9 protein-coding genes are annotated in these 11746 nt (G+C 51.9%); 4 read left to right on the top strand and 5 right to left on the bottom strand.

From position 1 onward, the window contains the following. Positions 1-930: 930 nt before the first annotated feature. Both Q0482_RS09970 and Q0482_RS00850 read right to left on the bottom strand, forming a co-directional pair. Positions 931-1017: a putative holin-like toxin gene (locus Q0482_RS09970; protein ID WP_366517975.1), complete on the bottom strand. Its 87-nt coding sequence runs from the start codon at positions 1015-1017 to the stop codon at positions 931-933. Positions 1018-1425: 408 nt separating this feature from the next. Then, positions 1426-2325, bottom strand: a complete 900-nt coding sequence (locus tag Q0482_RS00850; RefSeq protein WP_299142227.1) for a DciA family protein — start codon at positions 2323-2325, stop codon at positions 1426-1428. A gap of 118 nt (positions 2326-2443) precedes the next feature. On the opposite strand from Q0482_RS00850, the gene Q0482_RS00845 reads away from it, so the two are divergent. The 3 genes from Q0482_RS00845 to Q0482_RS00835 all read left to right on the top strand — a co-directional run bounded on the left by Q0482_RS00845 (position 2444) and on the right by Q0482_RS00835 (position 6473). Beyond that, complete coding sequence (locus tag Q0482_RS00845) at positions 2444-3373, top strand: PPK2 family polyphosphate kinase (RefSeq protein ID WP_299142225.1); 930 nt, start codon at positions 2444-2446, stop codon at positions 3371-3373. Positions 3374-3916: 543 nt separating this feature from the next. Beyond that, positions 3917-4879, top strand: a complete 963-nt coding sequence (locus Q0482_RS00840; protein WP_299142223.1) for a polyphosphate kinase 2 family protein — start codon at positions 3917-3919, stop codon at positions 4877-4879. 523 nt (positions 4880-5402) lie between these two features. Then, positions 5403-6473 (top strand): OmpA family protein, encoded by a 1071-nt coding sequence (locus tag Q0482_RS00835; RefSeq protein WP_299142221.1) that lies wholly within the window; start codon positions 5403-5405, stop codon positions 6471-6473. A 610-nt stretch (positions 6474-7083) separates the two neighbouring features. Here Q0482_RS00835 and Q0482_RS00830 read toward each other — a convergent pair. Further along, positions 7084-7794, bottom strand: a complete 711-nt coding sequence (locus Q0482_RS00830) for an HAD family hydrolase (RefSeq protein WP_299142219.1) — start codon at positions 7792-7794, stop codon at positions 7084-7086. 626 nt (positions 7795-8420) lie between these two features. Between Q0482_RS00830 and Q0482_RS00825 the strand changes: the two genes are divergently transcribed. Beyond that, positions 8421-9809, top strand: a complete 1389-nt coding sequence (locus Q0482_RS00825; protein ID WP_299142216.1) for a sodium:solute symporter family protein — start codon at positions 8421-8423, stop codon at positions 9807-9809. Positions 9810-10426: 617 nt separating this feature from the next. On the opposite strand, the gene Q0482_RS00820 is transcribed toward Q0482_RS00825, so the two are convergent. Together Q0482_RS00820 and Q0482_RS00815 are read right to left on the bottom strand one after the other, a co-directional pair. Then, complete coding sequence (locus tag Q0482_RS00820) at positions 10427-10744, bottom strand: glycyl-tRNA synthetase (protein WP_232217322.1); 318 nt, start codon at positions 10742-10744, stop codon at positions 10427-10429. Between the two features lie 205 nt (positions 10745-10949). Then, a complete protein-coding gene (locus Q0482_RS00815) occupies positions 10950-11297 on the bottom strand; it encodes a metalloregulator ArsR/SmtB family transcription factor (RefSeq protein WP_299142213.1) in 348 nt (115 codons plus the stop codon). Between the last annotated feature and the right edge of the window lie 449 nt (positions 11298-11746).

Genomic DNA, 11746 nt, shown 5'->3' with positions numbered 1-11746 from the left:
ACTTTCACCAGACTATACTATACACGCCGAACTGGCGCACAACCTAAGAACCTTCCGGCCGTAGGCCGGTCAAACTTGAGAACCTTTTCCCCTCACAACCCTTTTACACAACCCTGCCGCGTCAGCGGCAGCCCCTGCGGCGAAGCCGCCCCCTTTTTTATTCCTGAGATACCCTTTCCCTCAAAAGGACTATGTTATCAGAGAGAGCTGATGGAGCTCCGAAGGGACATTCCTTTCCTCCTGCCAGGCGCATTCCTTATAAGGAACAGGGGAAATGGAAAGAACTTCTCATGAATCAGCTCTCTCTTCGGTACCGACAACTCAAAAAACTCCTGATGAAAGACCTGTTAGAACTCTCGGTGGCAATATAGCGTGCTTTTTCTTCTTTGACGACACAGACATTCCGCTTCGGCGGCTACCCCTGGCCGATTCACTGAAGAAGGCGACCTTGACGCCCTACCGCGCATCAGCATGGGATGAATCAGGAGTTTTTTGCTGTTAAGGAAGCACTGATTAAATTGTTATCGAATTTCATTCTTGCATTTTTATTCAATGCGAGGAATAAGCCGACGCGAATAGCGAGCTATTTAAGGAGGCTTATGACGAAGCATTGGATAAAAATACATATGAAATTCGATTCTTCGAATTAATCAGTGCTTCCTTAAAAAAAACAGGCCCGGCGCTTTTTGCGCCGGGCCTGTTTCACGTGAAACAATTTTTGGGTGAGTGAGAAGGAAGGATGGTGTGATAGTTTCCCAAAATTCTCCCGCTCTCTAAGAAAATGGAATCCTTATAAATTTACCTTTTCCATTTCCTGTGGTATAATGGGCATAGAAAGAGACAGCTGGCATCCTCGGCAGGAAAACGGCTCTCTCAGATGATTAGTATTTGAAAGGAGCCTTCCCAGCCATGGGAGGCTTTTTTCAATTGCTACTTTTTAACAAGTGCAATGATGGCGACCACCAGGGCCGCGAAGTTAATCATGACCATAAAGGCCTGATATAAGTCTTGGCTCATAGTGAATCACCCCCTCTTACCAAAAGTAAGAGAAAGCCATGCCAGCTGCCTTATGTCAATATTATCATGTACTTTAAAGTTTTGGCAAATATTTTTCCTCAAAACGGTTATAAACGATTCAATCATCACATCCACAACAACCGTTCTAAATAGGGGCTTTACAAAGCTGAAGTGAGTCCATAAAAGGGCTTGGTTTTTAGTTGGTCGAACGATCATTTTTCGCCTGCGCCCCAGTATAACGGTGCAAGAAATCCCGTAACGCTGTCTTTATATTCATCGCCGCCTTTGGCAGCGATACCACAACCCTCAGCGGCCAATGGCCGCTGTCAAACTTTAGAACCTTAAGAACCCTCGGCCCAAAGGGCCGTCAACCGTCCTCTTTGAACCTGCGGCGGCGAAGCCGCCGCTCTAGTCCCATTTCTTCTGGGGCATTTTCTTCAGCATATCCTCTGCTTCTTTTTCCGTAATGGTATCCAGGGGCCGGTGGAGGAGGAGAGCAAGGAGTTTTCTTTTTTCTTCCGATGCTGCCTGTTTATGGAAGATCTTTTCTTTGGCCCGGTGGATGAGGATGTCCCGGGCTTCTTCGTACATGCTGTATTCACAGGGGAGGATGGCGCGCACCTGCTGGTAGGTGTAGTGGGGATTGGCCTTGAGGAGGAGGGTGACCTTGTTCTGCTTCGTCTTTTTCAGCTTCCGCCGGCAGGCGGGGCAGAGGGGGTCCTCCGGCGGGCAGAGGCTGCCGCAGAGGGCGCAGGGGTGGTAGCCGCCGGCCAGTTCACCTTTCCTGATTTTCAGCACTTCTTCCATCATTTCCGCAAAGGGAGGCCGAAGGGCCTCTTTTTTTACGTGGCTTCCCACCCAGTTTTGGATCCAGCCTTTTTCTTCCTCTGTGAGGCTCTGGCTGTACATTTTCTGTTCCTTTTCAATGGCCCGGTTTACCGGAGCCAGGGTGGTGAAGGGCTTGTAGGGCTTTTTGGGGGAGCCGGAAAGAAATCGGATGTCCGTGAAATAGCGTCCGATTTCATCTTTGGCAAGGGCTTTCAGAATGTCGGCCTTCATCATGAAAAGCTGCTGGAGGAAGGTGGAGTTGGTGACCCGGACGAAGAGGAGGGGGCCCTTGCAGCCGGTGATATAGGATTCCTCTGCCATGAGGTCCCCTACGATTTTCGGCCACCTTTTCTGGAAAAGGTAAAACTGGAAACCCTTATTTCCAAAAAGTTTCTGCCGCACGTCGGAGCCGGCGAAAACGCCGGCAATGCTTTCCATGGTGCGGTACCTTTTTCCCTCGGGCTTTTTGTCTTCTTCCATGGTGATCCCTCCTTTTCTCTTATTATACTATAAGCGGTCATAGAAATTCTTTTTATGACGGCCAGGGGAAATATGTTTTATAATAAAGAGAGATTTTAATGAACAGGAGGATGAAGCTATGGATGAAATCAAGGATGGTAAAGTGAATATTGACCGGTACCGGGTCAAGGAAGGGGCTAAAGTCAGCCTGAAGAAATGTTCCACTGCCTGTGATGTGGCTATTGACAAGGCAAAGGTAAAGTCCCTCTATTTTCCCGAAACCATTGAGAAAATGAAGGATCTGCAGGAAAAGCTCTATGCCCAGAATACCTACGGACTCATTATCGTGCTCCAGGCCATGGACGCCGCCGGCAAGGACGGCACGGTGAACCATGTCTTCGCCAACCTGGATCCCGGCGGCGTGAAGGTGGTGTCCTTCAAGCAGCCAACCTCCGAAGAAAAGGATCACGACTACATGTGGCGCATCAATAAGGCCCTGCCGGAGCGGGGAGACATCGGCATTTTCAACCGTTCCCAGTATGAGGACGTCATCGTCACCCGCATTCACGACCTCATTCATAAGGGCCAGCTGCCGCAGGACCTGATTCACAAGGACATCTGGGAAGAAAGATACGAGCAGATTAACAACTGGGAAAAATACCTTTACCAGAACGGTTTCCAGATGGTGAAGATTTTCCTCCACGTATCGAAGAAGGAACAGCAGCGCCGCCTCATGGACCGTATCATCAACCAGCAGAAGAACTGGAAATTCTCCATGTCCGACATGAACGAAAGACAGTACTGGGACAGGTACCAGGAACTTTACGAGGAAATGATTTCCAAAACCTCCAAGGACATCTCCCCCTGGTACATCGTTCCGGCGGACAACAAATGGTACACCCGCTACGTGGTGGCCCTCATCACCCTGCAGGCACTGAAAAAAATCAATCCCCAGTTCCCGAAACTGGCGCCGGATGTGGCGGCCCAGCTGGAACAGTTCAAGAAGCTCATTTCCGAAGTGGATATTAAATCCCTGGAAGAAATCAAGAATTCCATAGAGAAGGAATAGGCTGTCCGCTGTCCGCTATCCGCTGTCCGCTTACCGTCTGTTACCTTCTCGCCTCCCACAGTCATCCTGAGCGGTAGCGAAGGATCTCGGTACATGGAGATAGTGACTCAAGGCTGATAAATACCAGTCGGCGGTAAGGGGTGCATTCTTCAGAGCAAGGGGCGCCCGCCTGCGGCGGAGGGGCGACAGCCCGGCGCTTGCGCGCGGGCTGAAGGTTGTGTTCGCTTCGCTCAGGGGGCTTAGAAAGGGATGTCCGCTTACCGCTTACTGTCTGTTACCTTCCCGCCGACCGGTATTTACTACCGTCTGTCTCATATGCGGTGTATACCGAGATTCTTCGCCTGCGGCTCAGAATGACTGTGCGGGGCGGAAAATCCCGTAACGCCAACTATAAATTGCGGCGCCAGCCGCCACCACAACCCTCGGCCCGAAGGGCCGTCAAACCTAAGAACCTTAAGAACCTTCGGCCCGTCAGGGTCGTCAACCCTCACGACTAAAGGGCGTGTCCAATCTGCATCGTACTATTTCAAGGAGAGAACTATCATGGAAAATCGGGGAAATCGGGAAGATGTGCCGGAGAAGACATATGACGGCAATGTAAAAATCGATATTGACCGCTATCGGGCGGAGGAAGGGGAGAAAATCAATCTGAAGAAATTCCCCACTGCCTGCGATACGGATGTAGACAAGGAATCGGTGAAAATGAGCGCCTTTCCCAAAGCCCTGGAGGAGCTGAGCCTGCTGCAGGCCAAGCTCTATGCCCAGAGTACCTACGGCCTCATCATCGTGCTTCAGGCCATGGACGCCGCCGGCAAGGACGGCACCATCCGCCATGTTTTTTCCCATCTGGATCCCAATGGCGTGCACGTGGTGTCCTTCAAGCAGCCCACCACCGAAGAAAAGGATCACGACTACATGTGGCGCATTAACAAAGCCCTGCCCCGGCGGGGGGACATCGGCATTTTCAACCGCTCCCACTACGAAGACGTGGTGGTGACAAGGGTGCATGACCTCATCAGCCAGGACAAGCTGCCGAAGAACCTGATTACCAAGAACATCTGGGACATCCGCTACCGCCAGATCCGGGACTGGGAAAGGTACCTGGGGGAAAACGGATTTCACATGATTAAAATCTTCCTCCATGTGTCGAAAAACGAACAGCGGGACCGCCTGGCCCAGCGGATTCTGAATAAAAAGAAAAACTGGAAATTTTCCATGGCCGATATTAACGAAAGACGGTACTGGGACCGGTACCAGGAACTCTACGGCGAAATGATTTCCGCCACCTCCACCAGGGAAGCACCCTGGTACATCGTGCCGGCGGATAATAAATGGTACACCCGCTACGTAGTCTCCCAGATCGTCATCAAGGCACTGAAGGACATTGCGCCGAAATTTCCCGAAATGTCCAAAGAAATCAAAGACCAGCTGGAAGAATTCAGGAAACTCATCGAAAGCGGCAACGTGGGCATGATCGAAGAAATGGAAGATGTGCTGCCAAGGTAGTTTCCTGCCGGTAAGAAATACTACTGCGTATCATCTCGATAGGAAACTTTTTTCAAATAGTTTCCTGTCGGTAAGAAACAACACTGCGTTTCAACTCAGTAGGAAACCTTTTGCGAATAGTTTCCTGTCGGTAAGAATCACCATTGCGTATCACCTCAATAGGAAACCTTTTGCGAATAGTTTCCTGTCGGTAAGAAAAACCAATGCGTGTCATCTCAATAGGAAACCTTTCGCGAATAGTTTCCTGGCGGTAAGAAACAGCACAGCGTATCACCTCAATAGGAAACCTTTCGTGAATAGTTTCTTGCCGGCAAGAAACACAGCAGCGTGTCACCACAATAGGAAACTATTCGCCAACAGTTTCCTGTCGGTAAGAAATACCACAGCGTGTCACCACAATAGGAAACCATTCGCCAACAGTTTCCTGTCGATATTGATTCCAGTGGTGTCATGCCGAGTAGGAAACCATATGGTATAATATCCATAAGACTGAACACATAAAGCGTAAATTCGTGAGGTGAATATGATGAAAAAAATACTTCTTATGCTGGCCCTGGCGGCTTCCATTTCCGGCGCGGCCTATGCGTCTCCCCAGACTTCCTTTAAGAAGGGAGAAACGGAAGTGAATGTGGGCATGTGGGACTCCTCCGCCCATTCCAATGGCTATAAATCCGACGGAGAATGGAATTTCCTGGGCGGACTGACCTATGGCATTAACGACCGCTGGGCTGCCCAGTACCAGTATACCGGCCTTCATACGGACCATACCAATGGCAATATGAATGAAATCAATGCTCTTTACTCCCTGCATCCCCAGGTAGCTGCCTTTGCAGGGTGGAACCGCATTGCCATGAAGGACTTCCCCAGCGGCGTTTTCGGTTCCTCCGATACCACCAATAACATTGCCCAGCTTGGCATCGTGGCCCGCCAGCCGGTGAACGATGTGGTGGATGTATATGCCAAAGGCGCCGTAGGCACCGAATCCACCTCCCTGTGGGAAGCAGGGGTGAACCTGGCAGTGGACAAGAACGTGGACCTCAATGCCGGCTACCATTACCTCAACACCCGCGGTGACGATGACCACAACGTGTCCTACAAAGGCTTCATGGCCGGCCTGTCCTACCGCTTCGGCGGCAGCGATGCAGCAGCCTTTACGGAAACGGAAGATAAGAACTACGATTTCGAAGAAGATACAGCTCCCTCCACCGTTACCATCCAGCCCTCCGCCGGCAAGGCGGATCCGGTGGACGTACCGGCAGATACACCGGTAAAGGCACCGGAAAATGACTACTACTTCAACAGCATCCATTTCAAGAGCGACTCCGCCGCCATTGATGATGCCCAGAAGGTGAACCTGGAAGCCTTCATTAAAAAGGCCAAGGAAACAGGCCACACCTTCAAACTCGTAGGCCGGGCTGATGCCACCGGCAGTGCGGACTATAACAAAGACCTCTCTGCCCGCCGCATTGACAGCGTGAAACAGTACGCTGTAGATCACGGCGTGGACGCCTCCAAACTGGTGGCCATGGTGAAAGGCGCAGAAGATGGAAGCGGAGCCGAAGGACGGCGCGTGGATATTTTCGAACATAAATAATCAGGAAATGAAAAAACCCTGTGAAATCAAATGGTTTCACAGGGTTTTTTGCGTTTTCAAAATGGCGGGGGAATAGATTCCCCAAATGAAAGGTTCTTAAGTTGGACGTGCCCTATGGGCCCGAGGGTTCGGAGGTTTGACACGCCTGCGCGTGAGGGTTGTGGTATCGCCCTTGCGGGCGATGAAGTATATATTCCGCCTTCGGCGGCATGGGTTCATTGCGCTTCCCTGGCAGCTCCCTTTGGTGCCTGCTTGTGATAGATGATTCTGCAGGGAATTATAGAAATGATGATTCTGCCACCCGGATGGTGGGAAGTCCGGCGCAGCCGGATAGGGGGGAGGCGCGGCAGCGCCTGACTACGAATCCGGTTTCATGGCGGATATGTCTTTTTTTAACCTGAGCTGCCTGAGCCGCCTAAGGCGGTATATATACTTTGCCGCGTTAGCGGCACTCCATAACCCTCAGCGGCCAAAGACGCTGTCAAACCTGAGAACCTGACCGCCCAGCGGGCCGGAGGGTATGTTGAACCTTTTCTCTCACAACCCTTCTACACAACCCTTTTATACAACCTGCAGCGTCAGCCGCGCCCCCTTCGTCATCCTATATATATTACATCAAAAGCGGCAGCAGCCCCGCCGGCGACGACACCATCACCTCTGCGTCGTGGGCCCGGAGGAAGGAACGGGTGCGGAAGCCCCAGCTTACGGAAATGCAGGGAAGGCCTGCATTTTTGGCCGTTTCTATATCCACCTCCGAATCGCCGATGTAAACAGCCTCTGCCGGCGGGACATGGAAATCCTTCAGGATTTCCAACACCATATCCGGCGCCGGCTTGCGCCGGATTTCTTTGTGATTTCCCATGGCTTTATCAAAAAGGCGGGGAAAGAGGCTTTCCGCCAGAACCTGCACGTCCCGGTCATCCTTATTGGACGCCACGGCCGTTAAAACGCCATGGCTCCGAAGGGCGGAAAGCACCTCCGGTATGCCTTCATAGGGCGCCGTCTTTTCGCGGCAGTGGGCGGCGTAGCGGGGGACGAAGAAACTTTTCAAAGTCTCTACGTCCTTTTCCGAAAAATGATAGCAGGAAAAGGGGATGGAACTTCCGATATACTCCAGATTCTCCTCCGGGCAGCCGCCCTCCAGGGCCAGTACCTTCTCCATATCCGCGTCAATGCCGCAGCCGAAGCAGAGCTTGATTGACTCCTCTGTGAAATCATGACACCGCCCCATTTTCGCCAGGGCATAATTGGAAGCGGCGGTGAGGTCGCCGATGGTATTTAAAATGGTACCGTCCATATCAAAAATGACTGCTTTGTACATGGGATACTCCTTTGTAAATTAGTGAGCTGGTGGGCTGGTGAGCTGGTGAGACAGTGAGACAGTGGGACAGTGAGACAGTGAGACAGTGGGACAGTGGGAGCGTTTGTCCGCTAACCGCTGTCCGCGTTTCCGGCGGGAAGGAAATCCTGTAACACCGCCGACAGGCGGCATTATAAACTCCATTGCCCGAAGGGCAATCCACAACCTTCGGGCCGCAGGCCCGTCAAACCTAAGAACCCTAAGAACCTTCGGGGCCGACAGGCACCGTCAATCTTCCTCTTTCACAACCCTTCTACACAACCTGCGGCGTCAGCCGCGCCCCTTTTTTTATTGCGGCGAAGCCGCCACCACAACCCTCGGCCTTTAGGGCCGTCAAACTTAAGAACCTTAAGAACCCTCGCCCGCGGAGCGGGCGTCCCCCTTTGGTGCCTGCGGCACCACCTTTCCCCCGCAAGCGGGGGCACAATAGGGAGGGGCGGCCCCTGTATTTCCATTATACCTTTTTCCTCTGCAAAAGAAAAAAATGGTTATGAAAAGTCATTTTTTTCTGTTCATAGACAACCTGTTCTGCTATAATGCTTTTGTAAAAAGCTTTTGAAGATTCAGTAGGAAAGAAGGAAATCAGGATGAATCTTACAACCATGCATGCAGTGATTATCCTCTTCACTGTGGCCCTGGTCATCGGCATCGGGATTTACCATTCCCGGTCCATTTCATCGGCCGCCGGTTACAGTGTAGGCGGCAGGAGCGCAGGAGTTCCCCTGGTGGCAGGGAGTATTGCCGGTACGGTGGTAGGCGGCGGCGCCACCATCGGTACGGCGCAGCTGGCTTTCAGTTTCGGTCTGTCGGCCTGGTGGTTTACGCTGGGAAGCGGCATTGCTTTTATCATTATGGGACTCTTTTATGCCCGCCGCATGCGGGGCACGGGGCTGGAGACCATTCCCCAGTTTCTGTCCCTGAATTACGGAAAGAAGGCGGAGGAGCTGTCTTCCGTGATTTCTTCCATAGGCATTCTTTTCTCTGCCGTGGCCAGCTGTCTGCCGGGCATTGAAATCATTTCCAGCCTGTCGGGGCTGGATCCCATGGTTTCTTCGGTGCTCCTCATTGTCATGGTTATCGGCTATACCTTCTTCGGCGGCATGAAGAGTGCAGCGGTGGGGGGCATTATGAAAATGGCCATTATCTGGGTGTCCCTGTTCGTGGCAGGCTTTGAGGCTTTCCAGATGCTTCACGGTTCTCCGGCCTGGGCGGCCCTGCCGGAGAGGGAGCTCGATCTTTTCGGACGGGGCTTTGAGCCTTCCATGGCCAATCTCTTTTCCGTCATAGTAGGTGTTCTCTGCACCCAGACCTATATCCAGTGTATTTTCTCCGCCAGCACGCCGGTGACGGCGGCCTTCGGCTGTTTCACGGCGGCCCTCATCGTTATTCCGGTAGGCCTCCCCAGTGTGGCCATCGGCATGTACATGCACGCCTTTGATCCCAACGTATCGCCTATTCTGGTGCTGCCGGCCTACCTCATCAACCACACGTCCACCCTTATCGGCGGCCTGGCCATGGGCGGCATTCTTCTTTCCCTCATCGGCAGTATCGGCGGCTTGTCCCTGGGAATCGGCACCATGATTTCCCATGATATCATCATGCCCATAACCAAAATCACGGACGACCTGAAGCTTTTGAAGGTGACGAAAATGACGGTGCTGGCCGTCATGGCGCTGGCCTGCGTCATTTCCATTGCCAACCGGGGGTCGGAAGTGCTTTTCTGGAACTACCTCTCCATGGCCCTTCGCGGCGGCGGTATCTTCATCCCCTTCACCATAGCCGTCTTCCTTCCGGGACACCTGACCAAAACCTGGGCGGTTATTTCCATGGCAGGAAGCACCCTGGCCGCCCTTCTGGCGGCGCTTCTCCGCCTCCCCATGGATCCCCTCTTCGTAGGGCTCATAGCCAGTGTGGTTCTGATTCTTCCGGGCATCCGGGTGAAGAAGATACCCGGGACGAAGGACTATGGGCTGTAGAGTCATTGGCTGTGGGCAGCTGTATTCCCGAAGGTTGACGCCCGCTTTCGCGGGCGAGGGTTGATGGCGCCGCCGGGCTTGCGCCCTGGGCGCCAAGGGTTCTGTCCGGGACCGGCTGACGCCTCCCGGACAGTTTGAGGGCCTGCCGGCCCAGGGTAGTTATATAGTACGCTGTGTGCGTATTCCGCATGGAATACGCAAGTCGGGCGAAGTTGGCCTCTAGCCTGCCCAATAGGAGGCCTTCCTTTTAATCGCCTGACCGATTGGCGAGGTGGGCGCCTGTCGGCGCCAGTATAATCCGCCTGTCGGCGGATGTGACTGAGTTCCATGCAAGTTAATGCCGCGAAGCGGCATATAAAATGGCGCCCGCAGGGGCGCCGTACCTCCCTAGCGGAGTGGTACTTCATAACTCCCGAGGGCGGAGCCCTCAGAACCGGTTCGGAAGGCGAAGCCGATTCCGGACCGAACCCTTGGCCCGGCGCACCAGCGCACGGGCCATCAACCCTCACGCCCGCAAGGGCGTGTCAACCTTCGGGAATACAGCTGCCGGTCGTTAGTGCCACAACTGCACGCAATAAAAAAATTCCCGGATTTCTCCGAGGATTTTTTCATTGGTTTCAGGCTTCGATATCCACAGTATCCGGACGACCTGCATCGTCGAGACCGAGATAAGCCACTTCTCTTACATGTCCGTCATAAGTGAGGGTTACATGATAATGGAAAGTCTGGCCGTCGAAAATTTCATCGCCCAGCTGGATAGCTGTGGTGTAGCTGTCCGGACGATATTCTCTGACTGTGTCGCCAACTACCGGGAACTGCAGGAAAATGTATTCCGCACCCTGGTATGTTACGCTGCCGTAAACACGCTTCAGATCTGCTACAGCGTATTTATCCACGCCGCAAACAACAATACTTTTTTCAGTTACTTCTGCCATGTTTATCACCTCTACCACCTATTTATAGCAACGAACGATTGCTATTTCCTTATATAGTTTACCACTTTTTCATGATAAACAGAAGATTCATAAGGGAAATATTTTATATTTTTTGCAGGAAATGAAATTTGATAATTTTATGCATCGTTTATAACGGGGATGAAAGAAAGGTCACCATGAAAAAAATTCCCGAAAAGGGAATTTTTCAGCGGGCCTCCTGCCTTTCGGAAGGAGCTGTCTGATGGGCATGATGGCCGTCGCAGACGCAGTGCAGCTTGTTTTTGAAAATTTCTCCCATAATGGTATAGAAATCCCGAAGGGCCGCAGGGTTGAGGGAATAAAAAATATTCTTCCCGTCCCTCCTGTCGATAATAAGGCCCGACTCCACCAGCACCTTCATGTCATGGGAGAGGGTGGGCTGGGTAATGGCAAAGGCCTTCTGCAGCCCGCAGGCGCACTGCTCCCTGCAGGACAGCATGTCCACGATTTTCAGCCTTTTGGGGTCGGAAATGGCTTTCAGGATTTTGGCGGTATCAATGTAAATCTTTTCCATATGCAGTCTAAACTCCTGTGTCAAATAGAATTATTTCTATAAAGAGAGTATCAAAGATGGAAGAGTTTGTCAAATGTTGGGATGAGGGTTCCTTTGGTAAGAAACACTACTGTGTGTCAACTCAGTATGAAACTTTAAGCGAATGGTTTCCTGTCGGCAAGAAACACTACTGCGTGTCATCTCAATAGGAAACCTTTTGCGAATAGTTTCCTGTCGGTAAGAAGCACCAGTGTGTGTCAACTCAATAGGAAACTTTTCGCAAATAGTTTCCTGTCGGTATGAAACACCATAGCGTGTCAACTCAATAGGAAACTTTTCGCAAATAGTTTCCTGTCGGTAAGAAACACCACAGTGTGTCAACCCAGTAGGAAACTTTAAGCGAATAGTTTCCTGCCGGTAAGAAACACCACAGTGTGTCAACCCAGTAGGAAACCCTTCGCGAATAGTTT

The organism is uncultured Dialister sp. (assembly GCF_937959425.1).
GTDB lineage: Bacteria > Bacillota > Negativicutes > Veillonellales > Dialisteraceae > Dialister.
The sequence above is the reverse complement of the archived record's forward strand: the minus strand, read 5'-3'. Positions and strand labels throughout refer to the sequence as shown.

What these genes read in the sequence shown, in the direction of transcription:
- Q0482_RS00830 (WP_299142219.1), bottom strand. Translation starts at nt 7,794, where the DNA reads ATGTACAAAGCAGTCATTTTTGATATGGACGGTACCATTTTAAATACC.
- Q0482_RS00840 (WP_299142223.1), top strand. Translation starts at nt 3,917, where the DNA reads ATGGAAAATCGGGGAAATCGGGAAGATGTGCCGGAGAAGACATATGAC.
- Q0482_RS00835 (WP_299142221.1), top strand. Translation starts at nt 5,403, where the DNA reads ATGATGAAAAAAATACTTCTTATGCTGGCCCTGGCGGCTTCCATTTCC.
- Q0482_RS09970 (WP_366517975.1), bottom strand. Translation starts at nt 1,017, where the DNA reads ATGAGCCAAGACTTATATCAGGCCTTTATGGTCATGATTAACTTCGCG.
- Q0482_RS00850 (WP_299142227.1), bottom strand. Translation starts at nt 2,325, where the DNA reads ATGGAAGAAGACAAAAAGCCCGAGGGAAAAAGGTACCGCACCATGGAA.
- Q0482_RS00825 (WP_299142216.1), top strand. Translation starts at nt 8,421, where the DNA reads ATGAATCTTACAACCATGCATGCAGTGATTATCCTCTTCACTGTGGCC.
- Q0482_RS00845 (WP_299142225.1), top strand. Translation starts at nt 2,444, where the DNA reads ATGGATGAAATCAAGGATGGTAAAGTGAATATTGACCGGTACCGGGTC.
- Q0482_RS00820 (WP_232217322.1), bottom strand. Translation starts at nt 10,744, where the DNA reads ATGGCAGAAGTAACTGAAAAAAGTATTGTTGTTTGCGGCGTGGATAAA.
- Q0482_RS00815 (WP_299142213.1), bottom strand. Translation starts at nt 11,297, where the DNA reads ATGGAAAAGATTTACATTGATACCGCCAAAATCCTGAAAGCCATTTCC.